The sequence below is a fragment of the Nannocystis sp. genome, from assembly GCF_016714285.1.
Taxonomy (GTDB): Bacteria; Myxococcota_A; Polyangia; order Nannocystales; family Nannocystaceae; genus Nannocystis.
Genome location: NZ_JADJNN010000002.1, coordinates 344,719 through 365,658, shown reverse-complemented (window position 1 = coordinate 365,658; position 20,940 = coordinate 344,719). Strand labels below are relative to the sequence as shown.

The following is a 20,940-nucleotide window of genomic DNA, read 5'->3' as shown; positions in this document are numbered from 1 at the left end:
CTCGTCACCTACTTGCGCGAACAGTTCGGACAGATCCTCCTCGACGTCCTCCCGATCTCCGCCAGCGCCGCCCTCACGTTGCGCACCGCCGAGGGGAACCACAGCGACGACCCCTTCGTCGCGGTAGAGGACGCCCTCGAGCGTCACTTCTTCGAGCGAGCCCGCGAACTCAAGCGCTCGCTCACCACCCGTCGCCTCGCCGACGCTCTCGGCCACGCACGCGAGGTCGTCCTCGCCGCCGCCGACGCCCTCGACGCCAAGGCCGACGACGCCGCCCGCGGCGACGCCAGCGACCCTGGCCAGCTCGAGTTCCGCCTCGTCAGCTTCGCCGACACCGTGTACGGCCAGATCCTCGGCCTCGACGACGTGCTCACCCGCGAGTGCCTCGCGCTCGGCATCCTCCGCGCCGGCTCTGCCCCCGCGCGCGCCTTCCTCGCCCCGCAAGACGCCACCTACCTCGCAGCTGTCCTTCGGGACAGCATCCTGCGCGCCCTCCAGACCGCCCTCGCCGACCTGACCCAAACGCCAGGCGCCGACGCCCTCGCCGACGTTCTCACCGGCCGTCTCGTCCCCTGGGCCAACGGCTTCCTCGACAGCCTCGACTCCTCCGGCTTCGTCGCCAGCCTCGTCATCGAACACGGCCCCACCGTCGCCAAGGGTGAGGCCGCCCTCCGCGAGCGCTACCGCGTCGCCCTCCAGCCAGTCGCCGCCAGCTGGCGCAAGTTCATCCGCGGCCTGTTCCGCCACATCCGGCAGGCCCACCGACAGGCACGCCACACCGCGGCCTCGGCCCCGCGCCCGCCGCCACGTCGCCGCCTCAGCCTGCTGGCAGCCCCCAACCCAGCGATCGCGTGTACGGCCTCGACGCGGTGCTCGGCAGCCTCGAGAGGGTCGCTCCATGAGCCGCAGCGATCGCGTGTACGGCGTCGACGAGGCCGGCCGCGGACCGATCCTCGGCCCCATGGCCCTCGCCGTGGTCCTCCTCGACGAGGCCGGCGGGATCGCCCTCCGCGAGCTCGGCGTGCAGGACAGCAAGCGCTTCGGCTCCGGCGCGAAGGCCCAGGACCTTCGCGCCGGCCTCAGCGCGCAGATCCACCGCCACGCCCTCGCCTCCGCCTGCGAGCTCGTCCCCGTCGAGATCATCGACGAGCATACCTTCCGCGGCCAACTCAATCGCCTCGAGCAGGACGTCGCGCTCCGTCTCCTGCGCCGACTCGAAGCCCCTCAGACCGCCACGATCATCTGCGACGGCGCCAATCTCTTTCGTCCGCTGCAGCGCCACTTTCCCCGCCTGCAAGCCGTCAACGACGGCGAGTCGGCCCACGTCGCCGTCGCCGCCGCATCGATCCTCGCCAAGCACGCCCGTGACGCCGCCTTCGCCGAGATCTGCGACCGCTACCACGCCGAGTTCGGCCCCGTCGCCGGCGGCGGCTATGCCAATGCCGCCACCCGTCGCTTCCTCGACGCCTACGCCCGCAGCCACGGCGGTCTCCCACCCGAAGCTCGCAAGAGCTGGGGCGCCGAGAAGCTCCCCAGCGACCAGCTCACGCTCGCAGCTCAGCCGTCGTGAAAATCGGCGAGCTCGGTGCGCAGCTTGTCGAGCGCGTAGCGCATCCGACTCTTCACTGTGTTCTCCGGCGCGCCCACGATCTCACCGATCTCCTTGAACGACAGCCCGCTCACCTGCCGCATCAGGAACACCTCGCGCTGATCGTCGGGCAGCAGGTCGATCGCCCTGGCGATCCGTCCGCGGATCTGCGGCGCCGCGGCGGCGTCATCGGTGGCGACCTGATCCGCCGCCACCGAGTCCAACATCGCCGGACCATCCTCACTCCCGTCTCCCCGTCGCGGCGCGTCGAGTGACACCGTGCGTCGGAACTTCGCCCGACGACTCTCGTCCACGCACAGATTCCGGGCGATCGTGTACACCCAGGTCGTGAACTTCGCCGTGTGCTCGTAGCGGTCCTTCGACCGTACCACCCGCAGGAACACCTCCTGCAACATCTCCTCCGCCCGACTCCGGTTCTGCACGCTGCGCAGCAAAAAGTTGAACAGCCCTCGGCGGTGCCGCACAACCAGTACATCGAAGGCCCGCACCTCACCGTCGCGGAAGCTCGCCATGAGCACCTCGTCGGTCCGCGCCTCCTGCGCCATGGATGTCGGGCCAGTGCTGTGGACTTCGTCCATTCCGTCGGAGCTGCGGCGCCAGTGTGCGCCCATGCCTGAATCTCTGGCAAGCGGTCTGTTTCGCGCCCACGGCGATGCCCAGCGTCCAGCGCCTCAGCGCAACAAGCGAGTCCTCGGCCTCGCCTGGTCGCGGGGACAGAAAGCCCCGCTGCGCCCGCCCGATACAAAGCCACGCAACGCCTCGCCGCAACGCGGGCATGCCTCGCCCGCTCGCCCATACACCCTCAGGTCGTCCTGATTGCGACCGACCTCACCGATCACGTTGCGAAAATCCTTGAGCGTGGTCCCGCCGTTCTCGATGCCCTGCCGCAGCACGCCGACGATCGCCACTGCGAGGCGGTCCCACGCGCTGCGATGCAGACGACGCGCCTCGATCTGCGGGTGGATGCCCGCGAGGAACAACGCCTCGACCGCATAGATATTGCCGAGCCCCGCGATCGCCTCCTGATCGAGCAACGCGTCGCGGATCGGTCGCGCCGACGCACCGAGCCGCGCTTGCAGCAGCTCGCCGGAGAGGTCCGGATCGAGTGGCTCGGGCCCGAGCTCACCGATCGGCGGGCTCGTCATGAGCGTCTCCCACGGCCCCGCTCGCAGGCCGCCGAAGCGCCGCGGATCGACCAGTCGCAGCTCGCGTCCGTCGGCGAAGCCCAGGGCCAGGTGGGTGTGTAGCACCCGCGGCTGCGATGCGATCGCAACCCCACAACGCCCGCTCATCCCGAGGTGGATCACCAGCCCGAGCGGCGCATCATCAGCCCCACGAAACGACCACACGATGTACTTACCCCGCCGCCCCACCGCCCCTGGTGTCGCCCCACGCAGGCACTCGAGGTTCTCGCTCTCCCAGTGCTTGCCGATGCGCAGCTTGAACGCGCTACGCCACAGCGAGCAGACTGGGGCTTGCAACTTCGCCGCGACCAGACCGCGGCGAACCGATTCGACTTCAGGGAGCTCCGGCATCGCCGCTCGCTCCCTCGGCCTCGCGCGCCCGCTGCAGCGCCGCGAACTCCTCGGGCCCCAGCCGCTCGGGGCGGATCCCCGGATCGACGCCCGCCACCGCACACCAGCGCAACGCCGCATCACGCCCTGCGAGCGAGGTCAACGCGTTGCTCAGCACCTTGCGCCGCTGCTGGAACGTCGCCCGCACCAGCTGCTGGAAGCCGTGCGCATCGGCCACCTCGCCCCGCGGCTGCGGGTGCGGGTCGAGCCGGATCACCGCCGAGTCGACCCGCGGCGGCGGCAGGAAGCAGCCCCGCGGCGCCGCGCACACGCGAGTCACCGCCCGCACGCGAGACATCACCGCGGTCACCCCACCGTACTCGCGCGAACCCGGCGGCGAACAGAGCCGGTCGGCCACTTCCTTCTGCACCATCACCACCCACGGTCCAGTCCACGCGTGGTGATCGAGCAGCACGAACAGCAGCGGCCCGGTCAACTGGTACGGCAAGTTGCCGACGATCGCCGGCGGCGTCACCTGGTCCTTCGCCGCCGCCGCGTAGTCGAAGCGCACCGCGTCGGCCTCGTGCAGCACCAGGTTGGGGCGATCGCCGAGCTCCGCCCGCAATACCGTGCACAGGTCGCGATCACGTTCGATCGCCCACACCTCCGCGCCCGTAGCGAGCAGGTGGTCGGTCAGGGTCCCGAGCCCCGCGCCGATCTCCACCACGCGCATCCCGGCGCGCGCCCCCGATGCGCGCACGATCGCCTCGTGCACCGACTGCGCATGCAAGAAATTTTGCCCCCAACTGTGCCGAGCATGCAGCCCGTGGCGCTTGAGCAACTGTCCTGGCGAGTCAATCATCGGCGCACCTCATCGATCGCCCCGCTGGCGAACACCCGCACACCCGGGGCCAGCCCGGCCTGCACCCGCAACGCAGCAGCCGCCGCGATCATCGCCGCATTGTCGCCGCAGTAGCGCAGTTCCGGTGTCCACAACTCGAAGCCGTCCTGGCGTGCAGCGGCCGCCATGGCCTCGCGCAGCCCGTGATTCGCCGACACACCGCCGACGATCGTCATGGCCACGCAGCCAAACTTACGCCGGGCCAGCCGCGCCTTCATCACCAGGACGTCCACCACCGCTGCCTGAAACGACGCGCAAAGGTCCGCCAGCGCAGCGCGCGAACTTGGCTGCCCGTGCTGTTGCAGGTGCACCGCGACCGCCGTCTTCAACCCCGAGAACGAGAATTCGAAGCGCTGGCGGTCGAGCATCGCCCGGGGAAACGCGATCGCCTGTGGATCTCCCTCGCGCGCCAGCCGGTCGATCACAGGCCCGCCCGGGTACCCGAGCCCGAGTAGCTTGGCCACCTTGTCGAAGGCCTCACCAGCCGCATCGTCGCGGGTGCTGCCGAGCACCTGGTAGCGAGCGAGCCCCTCGACCAGCACCAGCTCGCTGTGCCCACCCGACACCGACAGCGCCAGATGCGGTACGAAGTCTCGCGCCGCCGTCGCATGGTCGCCGAGAAACGGCGACAGCAGATGGCCCTCCATGTGGTGGATCCCGTGCAGCGGCAACCCGGTCGCCAGCGCCAGCCCCTGCGCCATCTGCACGCCCACCAGCAGCGCCCCCACCAGCCCCGGGCCCTCCGTCACCGCCAACGCGTCGAGCTCGTGCAGCGGCAACCCGGCCTGCACGAGAGCCGCGCGCAGCACCGGCACCGCCGCCGTCAGATGATGTCGACTTGCGAGCTCCGGCACCACGCCGCCGTACGCCGCGTGGATCGCCACTTGCGACGCGACCACGCTCGCACGCACCTGCAGGCCCTCGACGACGGCACATGCAGTCTCGTCGCACGACGACTCGATGGCGAGGATCTTCGGTCCAGCACGCACGCCGGCAGGGGCGTAGCGCGCTTTCGCGGCGAGTTCAAGCGTAGCGAGCGCCTATTTCCCGCGCTGCAGCTGCTTGAGCGTGCCACGGATGCTCGCCGCGTAGCGAGACTTGGGCGCGAGCTCGAGAAACTTCTCATACGCAGCGATCGCCGCATCCGTCGCGCCGCGCTCCTGTTCGATCACACCGAGCGCCAGCTGGGCGTCGGCCAGCCCCGGGTCGCTGGCGATCGCTGCGTCCACCGCCTGCTTCGCCGCCTCAAGGTCCTTGCGCTCGATGAGCACGTTGGCCTTGAGCAGCAGCGCTGGCGCATGTCGCGGGTCCATCGCCAGCGCCGCTTCGACCGCAACCAGCGCCTCCTTCAGCTTCCCGGACATGTACAGCTTCGAGGCCCGCTCCACCTCCTGTTTCAACGCTGCTGGATCTGCCCCTGGCTGAACTGGCAGGGGCGGGGGCGGCACCGGCTCCTCGACCACCGGCTTCTCAAGCACTGGCTTCTCGACCACCGGCTTCGCAAGCCGCGTCGCCACCGGCACCTTCGTCTCCACTTGGGTCGGTGCGATCACCTTCCCCTCGCTGGCGGCTACCACTGATCGGTTCGTGCGTCGGTTCATGTCCCACGGCTTGAGCAGCACGATCACAACCACACCCAACGCCGCCACGAGGAGCCAGCCCCACAACAACGATGGCGGCTGTGGTGTTGTCTCCACCTCGCGCTCCGTCTCGGCGCGCAACTCCTCGGCTGGACTGGTCGCGCTCTGGTTCAAGGCGGCGACCAAGGCGCTAAGACGACCCATGTCATCCGTGCTCTCGGCGAGCAATTGAGGCGGGGTCTCGTGGGGCCAGGTGTCGGACGCCGTGGCCGGCGGCGATGAGTCGACCGTCGTGCTGCTCACGGTGCTATTCGCCGCGATCGACGCGGACCCGGACGCGGACGCGGAAGATCGCATCTCGATCTCCCGCGAACGCACGATGATGGACGATGACGGCGAGTGCGTTCGAGCGTCCGGTCGCGCCTCGGCGGCCTCCGACTGCAGCTCGCCGAAGGCCTCCGCGCGAGCGGTCCCCATCGGTAGCGCGACCAACCCGTCGACCGCCTCGAGGCGTCGGACCGTCGTCGACTGAATCATCACGCTGGTCGGCGCCTTGTCGGTGCGCCGCTGGCGCCCGCTGGTCATGGCGATGACCTTCCCGTCCTCAGGCAGCTGCGGCTCACGTACATCGTCGGGGATCCCACCCACGAGTACATCATCGTGGTCGACGTTGGCGCTGAGGTTCGGAAAAGGCAGCGGATAGCTCGGCAAGGGCGGTAGGTCGGCGACGCTGGTCAGCGGCTTCGCCGGGTCGACCGCGACCACAGGCAGGGGCGGTACACCGGCGCGGGTCACGGCTGGGTCCCATGCCTCGAGGTTCGCAACCGCTGGATCGTCGTGCTCCTCCTCCGCGCTCGCCTTCTCATCGGTGAGCAGGCCTTCGAAGTACAGGCCACCGATCGCCTCCAGCGCCTCCAGATCATCGGCCCCGCTGTCGTCAATGATCTCAACGATCGTCCGCCGGCCGTCAAAGCGACGCAGCAGCGCCAGCTGAACCGGGCTCAAGGGCTCTGCTCGTCCCGCCAGCAACCGCTGATCCACCGTCAACACATGGTCGAGGGGCGGTAAGCCCTCGAGCAGACGCACCCACTCGTCGATGCGTCGCATCCCCTCCATGAGCAAGCTCTGCGTCGTCTCCTCGATGACGCCGGCCCGGCTGATATTGCGGAACTCGACCTCGAAGGTCCCCTCGTTGATCCCGAGCAGACGGTAGACCGCCGCCGCCGCCTGCAAGCGGCCCATCTTGGCGTCGATCACCCGTCCGTCGCGAAACCACACCGTCGCGTTGCCGAGGTCCGTCTCAAACTCGATCGTCCCGCTCTTCCGCGAGATCTCGATCGTCTGGAGCAGGTCGACGATCGCCATGTCGGCCAGCTGCCCGCTGAATTTTGTCCGCGCATCCTTGCGACCGAGACGCTCCTGCTGCTTGCGCTGCAGCAGCATCTTCACCCGCGTCGTGACCTCCTTTACGTAGATCGGCTTGGTCAGGTAGTCCTCAACCCCCAGCTCAAGTCCGCGGACCTTGTCCTCCAGCTCGGTGGCGCTGGTGAGGAAGATGAACGGGATCGCCGCCCAGCGAGGGTTCTGTTTGACTGCTCGACAGAATTCGAAGCCATCCCCACCCTGCAGCTGCGTGTCCGAGATGATCAGGTCCGGCTCCGCATGCTCGAGGTACTGCAGCGCCTTCGCAGTTGTGTCGGCGCTGGTGATGCTGAAACCTGCCCGACGCAGGCTCACCTCCAGCACCCGCAAGTGCCGGGCATCTCCGTCGACGAGCAACAGGTTCTGACGTGCCATCGTCCGGTCCCTCTACCGCTCCCCGGCCGCACATGGACCCGGGCCAGACACCGCCCGCAGCTCGCGTCTTCGGCCCACTGGGATCACGATCAAACCCACCCGGACAGTCTTCACGATAACCACCAGCCCGCCCGGCCCGCAAGCCAGACCCAGCACGCCTCCTGGGGCAATAGTGCTCCCAGACGAATTATCTGTCCCAAAAGACAGGTAAGACCTGCCCTGCTCGCAAACCTGGGCCCGTGAGCCATCATGGGATCGCGCGGCATCTGCTAGGGTCCTGCCCGTGCAAGCTGACCACGCGGCCAACGAGGGCTACATCATCGATGCCTGGTGGCGCCGCCTCCCGCAGCGCCCCGCCACCGCCGGTCTGATCATGCTCTGTGTGCTTGCGTATACAGCGACTCTCGTAGGTGCCGTCGCCAGCTCACCCGATCCCCTCACCACACTGCTCCATAGCATCTGGACCCTCGAAGGCAGCGAGCCTGTCCTGATTCGCCTCGGCGCCCTCGAACTCACGCACGTGTGGCTCGACGGCGAGTGGTGGCGCGTCGTCTCGGCGGGCCTGCTCCACGGATTCTTCATCCACCTCCTGCTCAACGCCCTTGCCCTCGGCTCATTGGGCGACTGGGTCGAGCACGCATGGGGCGCATGGCGCACGCTCTTGATCTTTGCCCTCTCAAGCATCGCTGGCTGCCTCGCCTCACTCGTCTGGTGCGAGTCCAGCATGGTGGTCGGGGCGTCAGCGGGCGCCCTTGGCCTCGCTGGTGCCCTCTTGGTGGGTCGTCGCTTTGGCTCACAACCATTGCAGACGAAGCTAGAGCCAATCTCCAGCTTCAGCTTGGCGTTCCTGATTCTGGTCTGTCTCATCCTCGGCGCAGTCGTCCCATGGATGGCACAGGCCGGGCATATCGGCGGCCTGGTGATGGGTCTGGTCCTGGGAATTTCGCTGGTTGTTCGCCGGACAGCATGGCGGATCGCCATTGGCTTGGCAGTGGGCGCGTCGCTTGCGATCCTGTCGCTCGTTGGCGCGTCGCCACCATGGCCAGCGGCGGTGCATCAATTCCTTGGACTCCGTGCGCTCTCCGACAGGGACACCACAGCTGCGGTCGGCCATTTTCAAGCCGCTCTTGAGTCCGATCCCAGCAACGCCCAGGTCCTCAACACCGTTGCTTACCAACTGGCCCTCGAGAGTAGGGAGCTCGACTATGCCGAGGACATCGCCCTGCGGGCTCTGGCACTCGAGCCGACCAACCCGAACTTCCTCGACACTCTGGGCTGGATTCTGTGCCAGCGTGGCGAACCCCGACCAGGAGTGCCGCTGCTTCGCGCAGCGGTGTTCCTGGCACACGAGTCAGTACCCGAGATTTCCGATCACATTGCCGCCTGCGTGAATAGCGCAGAGTAGGAGACCTCCGATGTTTCACGTGAAACATCGCCGTGAGTTCAAGGCGCGATGTTTCACGTGAAACATCGATAACCACGAACGGACCACTTCCCACTATCAACCGAGTCCACAGCACGCCCAACGGGGTCGGGATCTCCACCATGGAGGTGAGCAAACGTAATCCCGCCATCCACGAGCAACACCCGTGAGCGCTCGATCCAATCCCCAGGCGCAAACACTGCCCGCGCCGACGCCCAATCGAAGCGCTCCCCCTCGAGACCACCCACTCCTCCAGCCCCCAGCCGCCCCCGAACCACCCGGCCACCAACCCCAAGCTCCGCCATCATGAGTTCGAGAAATGCGGCACGCCGATCTCGCGGCTCCACCAGTACGGTTTCCACTGGCAAACAAGAAGCGACAATCAGCCCCGGAAACCCCGCCCCCGACCCAACATCGATCCATCGCCCGCCTACACATCCCAAACGATCCGCCAGTGCGACTACCCCAAGGCCCTCCGCGACCTGCTCCGCCAGCGCCGGCAGGTCCTTAGCCCCACTCAGATTCATGGCCCGCCCGAAGCGAAGCCACTGCTTCGCAAGTCCCTCCAACTTCTCCCAGGGCATCTCACGCCGTATCCCGATCGCCACAAGACGTGACTCCAACAGGTGTTGCAGATTGTCATTGGCCACGGCTCCGAAGTTAGAACCCCACCAACCAATCCCTGTCAAGCGTCATGCCGACATCCTTGGACCGCCGCCTCTTGGACCAACTCGCCGAACAGGAACAACTCGGCCTGGCCCGTACCCCCCCCATCATCTCCCAACGACGGGGCGTTCGCTATTGCCTAGGAGACCACCAAGTCGTCGGCTTCTGCAGTAACGACTATCTCGGTCTCGCCAATCACTCCCTCCTGAGCAAGCCGCTCATGGCGCCGAGTGGTGCCACTGCATCACGCCTGGTGTGTGGGGATCTCCCTGAACACCGATCCATCGAACTCCGACTGGCCAGTCTCGCCGGAGCTGAGGATGCAGTGCTGTTTCCGAGCGGCTTCCAGCTCAACGTAAGTGTCCTCGCCGCCCTGATCCAACCCCCCGATCTCGTGCACAGCGATGCCCTAAACCACGCAAGCCTCATCGACGGCCTCCGTCTTTCCCGCGCGAACGTTCAAATCCTTCCACATGGCCAGGCACCACAGCCCAAGAGCATGGCCTGGTGGATCACCGAGGCCCTCTTCTCCATGGACGGCGACTACGCCGACCCCGCGGCGCTGCGAGCCCACATTGCCGCCGATGGCTGTCTGTACTTGGATGAGGCCCACAGCTTCGGGCTCTTCACCAATGATGGTCACGCAACGGGACTCGCCGGTGCACATGGGATAAAGCCGACTGCTTTGATCGCCACGCTTGGCAAGTCCTTTGGCTGCGCTGGTGCCTTCGTCGCCGCATCCACCACCGTCTGCAAGTGGATCCGCGCGACAGCACGCAGTTTCGTGTTCAGCACGGGGACATCCCCGCTACTCGCTGCGCAACTGCACCAAGCCATCAGTCTGGTCGAGAGCCCTGAGGGCCAGCTCCAGCGCGAAAGGCTGTGGGCGAATGTTGAGCAATTCGCCGCTCAACTCGGTGTCCCCAACCCGCATTCGCCCATCTTCCGGCTCCTACTTCCAAGCAATGACGCAGCCATCGATCTGAGTGCTCGCTTGCTTCACCGCGGCTGGCACGTACAGGCGATCCGTCCTCCCACCGTGCCCCATGGGACATCTCGACTACGCATCACAATAACCGCCGCGCACGAGCCGAACCAAATTGAAGCCTTCGCAACAGACCTCCGTACGCTTCTATAAGCGAATGACCGACACTCCCAAGACGGAAGCACCGGTCATTCTCCGACAAGCGTCAAGCTGTCACGCCCGGACGTCGCCACTCTCTGAACGTCGTCCGTCGCCGTCACGCGCCGGGAACACCACAACGTGGCGGAAGCGGCCTTCACCCTCCGACTCGGTCCGTAGCCCGTCGATCTCCATGAGCGTCATGTGCACAACTCGCCGCTCCATCGCTGACATCGGATCGAAGTGGTACGGACGACCACTGCTGAGCACCTTCTGCCCGACGCCCTGCGCGAGCTCCTTCAGGGTCTTCTCACGGCGCATCCGGTAGCCGCCGACGTCGAGCGTGATACGCATTCGATCGAAGCCCTCTGCCTGCAGCACTCGTAACGTCAAGTACTGCAGAGCATCGAGCGTCGCACCATGACGACCAATCAGCAGGCCGCCGTCCTCCTCGCTGGTGTTGAGGTCACAGTGGAGGCCATCTTCCTCAATGTCGATGTCGACCTCCACCTCAACGCCTAGAAGGCCGAGGACGGACTCAAGGAATGAACGGACGACAGGGACGGCCTTGCCGTAGTCTTGGTCGGCGTTGGCGGTGGTTTCGGCGGGAGCCGCTTGCTTGGAGTCAGCCATGGTTTCTTCAACTCTCCTAGGACTTCTTGGCGGCCGACGGTGCCTGCGAGGGGCGGAGTTGGATTACCGTCTGGACCAGCGACAGCAGCACGTTGGCGAAGATATAGACGCACAAACCCGACGGCAAGAACAGCATCATGACCGTGAAGATGATCGGCATCATCCACGCCATCATCTTGGCCTGCTCATTATCCACGCCAGACGGCTGGATCTTCATCTGAAAGTACATCAGGGCGCCCATCGCCAGCGGCAGGATGTAGTAGGGATCCTGCTGGGTCAGATCAGGCAGCCACAGGAACGGCTCCCGATACAATTCCACGGCCGTGTTGAGCATCGCGTAAAGGGCGATCCAGATCGGCAGTTGGATCAGCATCGGCAAGCAACCGGCGAGCGGATTGACACCTGCGCGCCGAAAAAGATCCTGCATCTCCTGGGCCTGGCGCACCCGATCGTCAGCGTACTTCTTCTTGAGGGCCTCAAGCTCCGGCTGGACCTCGCGCATCTTCTTCATCGAGCGCATCTGCTTGAACGTCAGTGGCAAGGTCACAACCTTGACCACAACCGTCAGCAAGATGATCGCCACCCCCCAGATGCCGGTCAGATCGTAAAAAACCCGCAGCAGCCACAGCATCTTCTCGCCAAGGAAGCGCGTAAGGCCGCCGAACCAGCCCCAATCCACCGCGTCCTCGAGATGCACACCCGGCACCACTGCGTAGCGCTCGAGCCGCTCCATCTCTTTTGTGCCTAAGTACAGTCCGAACTCGTAGGTCCGTGACTCATTCGGCTCAAGGATGACAGCGTTGGAGCCGATCGTACTGACGAGCATGCCGCCATCGTCGCTGACCCGAACCTCGCACATCTGCACGGGGTGCGTCGGAATGACCGCCGACACAAAGTACTTGCTGTCCAGCGCAGCCCAGCGAATCTGGCCGCGAACCACACCGGATTGGCCGCTCACGTCACTGGCCGCGAACTCCTCGACGTCATCCGCCGTGGCACATAGGCCGCGGTGCACATCATAGCTGCTCGACTCCTTCGGTAGACCGTATTGGCTCTTGAGCAACATCCGGTGGCTCTGCCGCTTGCTCGAGCGGTTGAGCACCTTCACCTGAAGCTGCCCCTCGTAGCCCTCGGTAAGCTTGAGATCGCCGAGAACCTCGACGTCGAGATCCTTGTAGCGAAGGCTCCATGTGGAGTCCGTCTTGCCAACGACCTCCCACCCAGCCATGCGTGGCATGCGAAAGTCCGTCTCGTTGGCATCGAAGCCAATTGCCAGCGAGTCGGCACCAGCGAGGTGCAGGAAGTCGTCTCCCGGGCCTTCGGCATGCTGGAACTGCTTGCTCAGCAGTTCCGTCCGGCGGATGATGCCGCCAACGTTGCTGACGTCGAGCGCGATGAACTCGGTCTTGAGACGGTGTGTCTGCGCTGGCGTCTCAGTGAGCGGCTTGGAATCAGGCCGCCCGTCGAGCGCCTTGGCGTCCGTCGTCGTGGCCTTGGCCTCGGTGGTGGTCTCCGCGGACTTCGTCTTCGGCTCAGGCGTCGGCGGCGCGAGGAAATTCGCGTAGACGATCCAGATGAGCACGGAGACGACGATCGCCAACAGTGTACGGCGCTGAAAATCCACGACTCAGCAGTTCTCCAGATGAGAGGGGGAGGTATCCATGGCAGGAGCAAGCTGTCGCGGCGGCGGCAGATCGAGGCCCCCCGGGTTCCATGGATGACAGCGCAGCAGCCGACGGACCGTCAGCCATCCGCCATGAAGGGCTCCATGGTCGCGAATACAGGCGCAGGCGTAGTGCGAGCAACTTGGCGAGAATCGGCAACATGGCCCCACCAACGGAGAGATCCCCAGTTGGTAGAGGCGGATGCAGGCGATCATGATCTTGCTCAGCATGCAGCTCCAAGCGGAGGTCGCTTGCTCAGGGCGTTCATCGCTAGCATCACGTCGGCGTACCCAACTGCTGCTGCGCTCTGCTTTGCGACCCAGACCATATCGTAACCGGGTGTAAAGCTGCCACGCTTCCGGCGGAAAGCCTCTCGAACGAAGCGTTTTATGCGATTTCGCACAACCGCGCACCCCACCTTGCGCGTCACGGTGACTCCCAACCGGGGGGGCATGAGCCGATCTTCTGGCGGCCGGGAGGCAGGTGGCACCACGAACACGAGAAAGTGGCGCAGATGATGCTTGCCGCCTGCGCCCTGAATGCGAAGAAACTCCCTGCGCTTCTTCACGCGCAGCGCCGCAGGGAACCCTTCCAACCTCACTTGCCGCCGATCGCCACGCTCAGACGCTTGCGGCCACGACGGCGGCGCGCCGCCAGGATCTTACGACCACCACGTGTCGCCATCCGAGCACGGTAGCCATGGGTACGAGCACGGCTGAGGTTATGAGGCTGGTAGGTACGCTTCGACATGGGAGTCTTTCGAGATTCAGGCCCAGGGCCGACGAGGAACAGCAGGGACCAGGAGCGCCTCCTGTAGTAGAGGCACGGGCCCGGACGAAGGGGCCGGATCGATACCAGCGCGCCCCCAGTCTGTCAACGCAGCGACGCACACGGGAACTCGACCCGCTGTCTCCAGATCACCCCGATCCTGACGCACATCGTGTCCGCGCGCGCTTGGCACACCTACACTGCCGCCTAGATCCGACTTTTACCAGTGCCCCTAAACTGGCTTCCCAAGCCCACTTGCGACGACGAAGACGCGCAAATCCGCTTGGTCCGGACGTCCCTGCGCGACCTGGCCCGAAGCGCGCAAGATTGTCCTGTGATCCCAACTGGATCCACTCCAGAGACCCGACGTCCCCGGTCGTTCCCGAGCGAGGCCCCGGACCACCCTCCCACCCAAGATCCGCTTAGATCCCGAGCCCTTATAAATTCTCCACGGCGCACGTCTTGTCCCGGGCCACCCAGCCCGAGTAGAAGACTCCTCCCGCGCCACTCCGAGCGCGGTCACAACCTAGCCCCCCGCTAGTCTGCCGGCGCACACGCACCCCCGCCGCTTGGAGCGCCCATCCCGGGCCCTCTCACAAGCTGTGGGTAACTTTCCTTATGCGTCGGTGATCTCGTTGTAACCCCACATTTTTCTGGTTCTCCACAGCCCTTTCGAAGCTGTGGATGGAGGATCCATGAGCGATATTTGGAGCGAGGCACTGCAAGGTCTACAACCGCGCCTCGGAGCCCAGACCTATGACCTCTGGTTGCGCCCGATCGCGCTCCGCCGCGTGACCGGCACCCATCTTCACCTCACCGCACCGAATCGCTTCATGAAGGAGTGGTTCGAGAACCACTACTTGGGCGTGGTGCTCGACGAACTCCGGGCGCGCACAGCCCAGACCTATGACGTGGAGATCGAGGTAACCACGGAACCAACGCCCGCTCCACTCCCCAACGCGACGACCCCACCGCCACCGCGACCGCTGATCACCGCTCCGCCGCCCCAACTGTCGGGCCGCTACCGTTTCCAGAACTTCATCAAGGGCGCCGGCAATGAACTCGCCGCCTCGGCCGCGTGGGCCGCGGCGAACGAACCTGGCACGCGCTTCAACCCCTTCTTTATTTACGGCGGCGTCGGCCTCGGCAAGACCCACCTGCTGCACGCGATCGGTCACCACATCCACGCCACCCGACCCGAGCTGCGCATCGTCTACCAGAGCGCCGAGCGCTTCATGAACGAGTTCATCGCCGCGGTGCGCTTCAACCAGTTCGACGAGTTCCGCAGCCGCTACCGCGAACAGTGCGACGTGCTGCTCATCGACGACATCCAGTTCATCGCCGGCCGCGACCGCACCATGGATGAGTTCTTCCACGTCTTCAACGTGCTCTACGAGGCCGAGAAGCAGATCGTCGTCACCGCCGACCGCATGCCCTCTGAGATGCAGGGCATGGAGGACCGCCTGATCTCTCGCCTCAACTGGGGGCTCGTCGCCGACATCAAGCCGCCCGATCTTGAGACCCGCATCGCCATCCTACGCCAGAAGGCCGAGCACGACCGGATCCCGATCTCGGACGACGTCACCCTGCACCTCGCCAGCATCGTCCGCTCCAACGTACGCGAGCTCGAGGGCTCCCTGGTCCGGGTCTCCACCCTTGCCGGCCTCAAGAACGTGCCGATCACCTGCGACTTCGTCAGCGAGCTTCTCGGTGCGCCTGCGGTAAATGCGCAGCCTCCGCCGGTCAGCATCGAGAACGTGCAGAAGACCGTCGCGGCGCACTTCTCCGTCCGCATCACGGACCTCAAGGGTCCGCGTCGTCACCAGGGCATCTCACGGCCACGGATGATCGCCATGTACCTCAGCCGCCAGCTCACGGGTGCCAGCTTCCCTGAGATCGGCCTTCGTTTTGGCGGCAAGGACCACTCCACCGTCATTAACGCGTGCAAGCGCATCGAGAGCATCCAGAGCGACGACCGCGAGCTGCGGGCCACGGTCGACACTCTGCGACGCCAACTCACCAGCGACACCTCCACGGTCGCCACGATGTAGCCCTCCCTCACAGGTCACGAATGCCGGTCCCTCCCATGGTGCCCGGCGTTTTTTCATGGGCTGAGCACGACCTACCCACAGCCCCCTGTGGACTCCGCTGCGAACAAGCCGGGGACTGAGAACTGGCCCTCGACTTGGGGGAAAAAAGCCCACTACTCCCCCGCACCCCACACTCGTGAAATTTCCCGATTTACGAATCTTCTCGACGCGATACACTCGGCCGTCACCGTTCCACACCGCCGATCAGGACGACGAGAATTTTAAATTAAGACCTTAAGATCCTCCACTCTACATGCGCTCCACCTTCACCCCGATTTGACGAGGCCTCGATGGAATTCGAGATCGACCAGTCCAGATTCATCTCCGCTCTCGGCTTGGCCCAGACCGTCGCCGACAAGCGCAGCAACAACCAGCCTATTCTCGCCAACGTGCTCTTGCGCGCGACCAAGGACAACAAGTTGGTGTGCAGCGCCACCGATATGATGATCTCCGTCACCGAGACCATCCCTGTCGAGGTCAAGACTCCGGGTTCCTTGACTCTCGGCGTACGCTACCTGCACAACGTCGTGCGCACGCTTCCCGCGAAGCCACTTCGGATCAAGGGTCTCGACAATCACTGGGCTCAACTCAGCGTCGGGCGCAGCGAGTTCAAGCTCATGGGTCAGGCGCCCGGAGACTTCCCGGAACTGCCCGACACCCGAGGCATCCGCTTCACTCGGGTCCCCGGGCACACGCTTGCCGACTTGATCCAGAAGACTCAGTTCAGCGTGTCGACCGATGAGGCGCGCGTGAACCTCAACGGCGTCCTCTTCGAGAGCAACGGGGAGCTCGCTACGATGGTCTCCACCGACGGCCATCGCCTCACCAAGTTGTCGCTGCCGCTAGTCGGTCCGAAGCTCGAGCGCGGCATCATCATCCCTCGCAAGGGCATGCTCGAGATCAAGCGAGTGCTCGATCGTGTCCAGGGTGAGGTCGGTCTGGCCGTTGATGGTCAGCACCTGTACTTGCAGGCCGACGAGCTCATGCTCTCGGTCAAGCTCAACAACGTCGTCTTCCCGCCGTACGAGCAGGTCATCCCGCGCGAGTTCCGGCGCCGCGTCACAGCTCTGCGTGAGGAGATGATCGACGTGCTCAAGCGTGCCGAGGTCATGGCCCCGGAAAAGACCGCCACCGTGCGCATCGAGCTCGACAAGGGCAGCCTCAAGCTCACCGCCGACAACCCGGATCTCGGCGTCGCTCACCAGGAGATCGAGATCGAGTACCAGGGTGAGCCGTTGGTCGCTGGTTTCAACGCCCGTTATCTCATTGAGGTGCTCGAGGTGATGGACACCAAGCAGGTCCACCTCGACTTCCAGGGTGAGCTCGACCCTTGTGTCCTGCGTCCGGTCGAGGGCCCCGACTACCTCGGCGTCGTCATGCCGATGCGGATCTGATCTGCAGCTTCAGCACCTCAGCATCCGCGAGTTTCGTAACCTGAGCGCGGGCGAAGTCCACTTCGGCCCGCGCTTCACTGTGTTGCACGGACACAACGGCGCCGGCAAGACCAACGTTCTCGAGGCGCTCTATCTTGTCGCTACCCTCCGCTCCTTTCGCAGCGCTGACTTCAGTCCGCTCGTGCGTCAGGGTCAGTCCGAGGCGCGTGTCGAGATCACTGGCCTCGATGCCCGCGTCGGCATCAGCTCGCGCCTCGTCGTCCAGTTGATTCGAAGTGAGCGTCAGACGCGGCGGGTTGCTCAGGCCGACGGCAAACTGGTTCGATCCGGCCTCGACTTCTATGGCCGTCTTCGTGCCATCCTCTTCACCCCCGAGGATCTGGGCGTGCTACGCGGCGCACCCACTGGTCGACGGCAATTCCTCGATCGGGTGCTATTTGCCCGTGAGCGCACACACATTAGCGATGTCCAAGACTACGAGAAGCTCCTGCGCTCGCGCAATCGGGTGCTCCGCGATGAAGAGGGCTCGCCTCGGACCCGCGACGACCTTTTGGCGACGTACGAGGTCGGTCTTGCCGAGGTGGGTGGAAGGATCTGGACGCGACGTAGCCGCCTGCTTACCGATCTTCATGACCGCTTCGCGGCCGCTTTCGCGGGCATCCATGGGCGCAGCCTGCCAGCCACGGTTCAGTACGTGAGCAAAGTCGGCGCACTCGACGGTCGGGTCGCTCAGGAGGTGCTCGCCGACGCGTTGCGCGACAGTCGGCGTCACGACCTCGTACGCGGCACGACGACTGTGGGACCGCATCGTGACGACTTCGACATGCAGCTCGGCGAGCAGACGGCGAGCAACTTCGCCTCGCAGGGTCAGGCCCGCGCACTGATCCTCGCCTTCAAGATCGCTGAGTTGCAGGCCGCGCGCGAGCTCACGGGCGAGGCACCGCTGCTCTTGCTCGACGACGTGTCCAGCGAACTCGACCCGGAGCGTTCAGCGCAGTTGTTCACGGCGCTTGTCCGTGAGGCTGGGCAGTGTGTGTTGACCACCACGGCCCCCCACTTCATCGGCCTCGAGCCAGGTCAAGATTGCCGCTACATCAAGGTCACCGGCGGCCGCATCGAGGCCTCCGGCGCTGCGCCCTCAAACGGCCCCTGACGGGCCGATTGCGGGGCGAATTCCGGCGAATTCCGGCGCCGTCGATCTTGGCCAACGACCCCTGTCCGTGGTACCTTCGCCGCGCCGTTTTCGCCGCGATTTCGCCGCGTTGTGGGCCCACGCTATCCATGTCTGAGACCGCCAAGACGCAAGCCTCTGAAGACTACAACGCCGACTCGATCTCGGTGCTCGAGGGCCTCGAGGCCGTACGCAAACGACCGGGCATGTACATCGGCGACACCAGCGACGGCTCGGGTCTCCACAAGATGGTCTTCGAGGTCGTCGACAACTCAATCGACGAGGCCCTGGGCGGTCACTGCGATGTGATCGAGGTGCTCATCCACCCCGACAACTCCGTCTCTGTCGAGGACAACGGACGCGGCATCCCGACGGGCCCCATGGAAGTTAGCGGCAAGACGGTCGACGCCGCCATCGTGATCCTCACCGTCTTGCACGCCGGCGGAAAGTTCAACAACAACTCGTACAAGGTCTCTGGCGGCCTGCACGGCGTCGGCGTGTCCGTGGTCAATGCCCTCAGCGACCGTCTCATCCTCGACATCTGGCGCGAAGGTAAGGCCCATACCGTTCGCTTCGAGCGCGGTGACCCGGTCACCGAGGTCCAGCTCGTCGGCCCCTCGGATCGTCGCGGCACTCGCGTGACCTTTCATCCGGACCCGCTGATCTTCGCCACGACCGAGATCGACTTCGAGATCCTCGCCAACCGCTTCCGCGAGCTCAGTTACCTCAACAGCAACGTCAAACTCACCCTCCGCGATCTCCGCAACGGCAAGGAGCGCGTCTTCGACGGCGAGGGCGGCGTGCCCAGCTTCGTCAAGCTGCTCGCACAAAACAAGGAGCAGATCGGCGACCTCATCGAGTTCAACGAGGACATCGCCTTCGAGCTCGACGGCAAGGCCTCGGTCCTCGGGGTTCAGATCGCCTTGCAGTGGACCGACGCCTACCAGGAGACGATCCTCTGCTACACCAACAACATCGCCAACCGCGACGGCGGCACCCACCTCACCGGCTTTCGAACAGCCCTGACCAAGGTGGTCAACGCCTACGCTGGCGAGAGCGGCGCCCTGAAGGGCCACAAGGGCACCCTCGCCGGTGAAGAGGTACGCGAGGGTCTGGTCGGCGTCGTCTCGATTCGCCACCCCGACCCGAAGTTCAGCTCGCAGATCAAGGACAAGCTGGTCTCTGGTGAAGTTACCGGCCTCGTGTCCACCGTCGTCACCGAACAACTCGGTCGTTACCTCGAGGAGAACCCACGGTCGGCAAGGCTGATCGTAGAGAAGGCGCTTCTGGCCGCCCGTGCTCGCGCAGCCGCTCGCAAAGCCCGCGAGACCATCACCCGCAAGGGCATCCTCGACGGCCTCTCATTGCCCGGCAAGCTCGCCGACTGCCAGGAGCGAAACCCCGAGATGGCCGAGATCTTCATCGTCGAGGGCGACTCGGCCGGCGGTTCGGCCAAGCAAGGCCGCGACCGCAAGACCCAAGCGATCCTCCCGCTCCGCGGCAAGATCCTCAACGTCGAGCGTGCCCGCGTCGACAAGATGCTCTCCAGCCAGGAGATCATCACCCTCATCACCGCGCTCGGCACCGGCATCGGCCCCGACAACTACGACATCAGCAAGCTCCGCTACCATACCATCGTCATCATGACCGACGCGGATGTCGACGGTTCGCACATCCGCACCCTGCTGCTGACGTTCTTCTACCGCCACTTCCCCGACATCATCGAGCGCGGCCACCTCTACATCGCCCAGCCGCCGCTCTACAAGGTGAAGTCCGGCAAGACCGAGTCGTACATCAAGAACGACGCGAGTCTCGAGGACTTCATCATCAACAACGCTGTGGACAGCATGCGCCTATCGATCGGCGATCACTTCGTGATGCCGGAGGTGCTCGGAGAGATCGCCCGCCAGGGCTCGCGTTACCGCCAACTGGTCGAGTCCATCGCTCGCGAGCACCGCTCGCCTGTCGTCGAGAACCTCCTCGACGCTCTCCACCAAGGCACCGTCAAGCCCGATGTCTTCGCCGATGCAGCCGCGCTGCCCGAGTTCGCCGAGCGCCTGCGTAATGGCATCGCCCAGCAGATGCCGCTCGCTCGCCTGAGCTTCGAAGTCGTCGAGGACAAGGCCGAGCTGCCCCGCACGACCGCCGGGGCCACGCTTGCACGTCAGGCGATCAAGCTGCAGATCATCGCCGATGGCGTCTCCCAGTACGAGATCATCGACCACGAATTCGCCGTCTCGTACCCCGTGCAGGAGATGCTGAAGATCCGTCACTATATGGATGGTCTCGGGACCACCCCTTACCGCCTGTACCGCGGCCAAGACATCGTCGCCGAACCGAACCGTCTTGTCGACCTCGTTCAACATGTAGGCGAGCTCGGCCGCACCGGCCTGCAGATCCAGCGCTACAAGGGCCTCGGCGAGATGAACCCCGAGCAGCTGTGGGAGACCACGATGGACTCCACCCGTCGCGCCCTGCTCAAGGTCCGCGTCGGTGACAACGTCGACGCGGACAACGTCTTCTCCGTGCTCATGGGTGACAACGTCGAGCCGCGTCGCGAATTCATCACAACCAACGCGCTCAACGCCCGCAACCTCGACATCTAGG

18 protein-coding genes are annotated in these 20,940 nt (G+C 65.1%); 7 read left to right on the top strand and 11 right to left on the bottom strand.

Going from position 1 to position 20,940, the window contains the following annotated elements; genetic code table 11:
• The first annotated feature begins 898 nt into the window (after positions 1–898).
• Positions 899–1,570, top strand: coding sequence for a ribonuclease H family protein (locus IPJ59_RS37570; protein ID WP_293249220.1), 672 nt, complete (start codon positions 899–901; stop codon positions 1,568–1,570).
• On the opposite strand, the gene IPJ59_RS05715 is transcribed toward IPJ59_RS37570, so the two are convergent.
• The 5 genes from IPJ59_RS05715 to IPJ59_RS05695 all read right to left on the bottom strand — a co-directional run bounded on the left by IPJ59_RS05715 (position 1,558) and on the right by IPJ59_RS05695 (position 7,401).
• Positions 1,558–2,187 (bottom strand): RNA polymerase sigma factor, encoded by a 630-nt coding sequence (locus IPJ59_RS05715; protein WP_293249224.1) that lies wholly within the window; start codon positions 2,185–2,187, stop codon positions 1,558–1,560. The two genes, IPJ59_RS37570 and IPJ59_RS05715, sit on opposite strands and share 13 nt — an antisense overlap.
• Positions 2,188–2,280: 93 nt before the next feature.
• Entirely contained in the window at positions 2,281–3,144 is an 864-nt protein-coding gene (mutM, locus tag IPJ59_RS05710; RefSeq protein ID WP_293249227.1) for a bifunctional DNA-formamidopyrimidine glycosylase/DNA-(apurinic or apyrimidinic site) lyase, read from the bottom strand.
• Complete coding sequence (gene rsmA, locus IPJ59_RS05705; protein ID WP_293249230.1) at positions 3,128–3,985, bottom strand: 16S rRNA (adenine(1518)-N(6)/adenine(1519)-N(6))-dimethyltransferase RsmA; 858 nt, start codon at positions 3,983–3,985, stop codon at positions 3,128–3,130. The genes mutM and rsmA overlap by 17 nt, the downstream gene beginning before the upstream one ends.
• Positions 3,982–5,013: a tRNA (adenosine(37)-N6)-threonylcarbamoyltransferase complex transferase subunit TsaD gene (gene tsaD, locus IPJ59_RS05700; protein ID WP_293270082.1), complete on the bottom strand. Its 1,032-nt coding sequence runs from the start codon at positions 5,011–5,013 to the stop codon at positions 3,982–3,984. The genes rsmA and tsaD overlap by 4 nt, the downstream gene beginning before the upstream one ends.
• Positions 5,014–5,064: 51 nt before the next feature.
• Entirely contained in the window at positions 5,065–7,401 is a 2,337-nt protein-coding gene (locus IPJ59_RS05695; protein WP_293270080.1) for a DUF4388 domain-containing protein, read from the bottom strand.
• Between the two features lie 283 nt (positions 7,402–7,684).
• Between IPJ59_RS05695 and IPJ59_RS05690 the strand changes: the two genes are divergently transcribed.
• On the top strand, positions 7,685–8,806 hold the full coding sequence (locus IPJ59_RS05690) for a rhomboid family intramembrane serine protease (RefSeq protein WP_293249239.1): 1,122 nt from the start codon (positions 7,685–7,687) through the stop codon (positions 8,804–8,806).
• 53 nt (positions 8,807–8,859) lie between these two features.
• On the opposite strand, the gene IPJ59_RS37565 is transcribed toward IPJ59_RS05690, so the two are convergent.
• Positions 8,860–9,408, bottom strand: coding sequence for an RsmG family class I SAM-dependent methyltransferase (locus tag IPJ59_RS37565; protein WP_366524557.1), 549 nt, complete (start codon positions 9,406–9,408; stop codon positions 8,860–8,862).
• Between the two features lie 137 nt (positions 9,409–9,545).
• Here IPJ59_RS37565 and IPJ59_RS05685 point away from each other — a divergent pair, with 137 nt between their 5' ends.
• Positions 9,546–10,628 (top strand): aminotransferase class I/II-fold pyridoxal phosphate-dependent enzyme, encoded by a 1,083-nt coding sequence (locus tag IPJ59_RS05685; RefSeq protein WP_293249242.1) that lies wholly within the window; start codon positions 9,546–9,548, stop codon positions 10,626–10,628.
• Positions 10,629–10,688: 60 nt separating this feature from the next.
• Here the strand turns inward: IPJ59_RS05685 and IPJ59_RS05680 are convergent, their stop codons facing one another.
• Genes IPJ59_RS05680 through rpmH form a run of 5 tightly spaced genes read right to left on the bottom strand, consistent with a single transcriptional unit; the run spans position 10,689 to position 13,660 of the window.
• A complete protein-coding gene (locus IPJ59_RS05680; RefSeq protein WP_293249245.1) occupies positions 10,689–11,246 on the bottom strand; it encodes a Jag family protein in 558 nt (185 codons plus the stop codon).
• 16 nt (positions 11,247–11,262) lie between these two features.
• Positions 11,263–12,870, bottom strand: coding sequence for a membrane protein insertase YidC (yidC, locus tag IPJ59_RS05675; RefSeq protein WP_293249248.1), 1,608 nt, complete (start codon positions 12,868–12,870; stop codon positions 11,263–11,265).
• A gap of 3 nt (positions 12,871–12,873) precedes the next feature.
• Complete coding sequence (gene yidD / locus IPJ59_RS05670) at positions 12,874–13,140, bottom strand: membrane protein insertion efficiency factor YidD (RefSeq protein WP_463673348.1); 267 nt, start codon at positions 13,138–13,140, stop codon at positions 12,874–12,876.
• On the bottom strand, positions 13,134–13,511 hold the full coding sequence (gene rnpA / locus IPJ59_RS37560) for a ribonuclease P protein component (protein WP_366524548.1): 378 nt from the start codon (positions 13,509–13,511) through the stop codon (positions 13,134–13,136). The genes yidD and rnpA overlap by 7 nt, the downstream gene beginning before the upstream one ends.
• The gene (gene rpmH / locus IPJ59_RS05665) at positions 13,508–13,660 is read right to left on the bottom strand and encodes a 50S ribosomal protein L34 (protein WP_293249251.1); all 153 of its coding nucleotides are present in this window, start codon (positions 13,658–13,660) and stop codon (positions 13,508–13,510) included. Before rpmH ends, rnpA begins: the two co-directional genes overlap by 4 nt.
• 713 nt (positions 13,661–14,373) lie before the next feature.
• On the opposite strand from rpmH, the gene dnaA reads away from it, so the two are divergent.
• From dnaA to gyrB, 4 genes are all read left to right on the top strand, one after another.
• Positions 14,374–15,729, top strand: a complete 1,356-nt coding sequence (gene dnaA, locus IPJ59_RS05660) for a chromosomal replication initiator protein DnaA (RefSeq protein WP_293249254.1) — start codon at positions 14,374–14,376, stop codon at positions 15,727–15,729.
• Positions 15,730–16,058: 329 nt separating this feature from the next.
• Positions 16,059–17,162 carry a DNA polymerase III subunit beta gene (gene dnaN, locus IPJ59_RS05655; RefSeq protein ID WP_293249257.1) on the top strand — a complete coding sequence of 368 codons (1,104 nt, stop codon included), beginning with the start codon at positions 16,059–16,061 and terminating at the stop codon, positions 17,160–17,162.
• Positions 17,086–18,315, top strand: coding sequence for a DNA replication/repair protein RecF (gene recF, locus IPJ59_RS05650; protein WP_366524547.1), 1,230 nt, complete (start codon positions 17,086–17,088; stop codon positions 18,313–18,315). The genes dnaN and recF overlap by 77 nt, the downstream gene beginning before the upstream one ends.
• Positions 18,316–18,443: 128 nt before the next feature.
• Positions 18,444–20,939: a DNA topoisomerase (ATP-hydrolyzing) subunit B gene (gene gyrB, locus IPJ59_RS05645; RefSeq protein ID WP_293249263.1), complete on the top strand. Its 2,496-nt coding sequence runs from the start codon at positions 18,444–18,446 to the stop codon at positions 20,937–20,939.
• The last annotated feature ends 1 nt before the right edge of the window (position 20,940 follow it).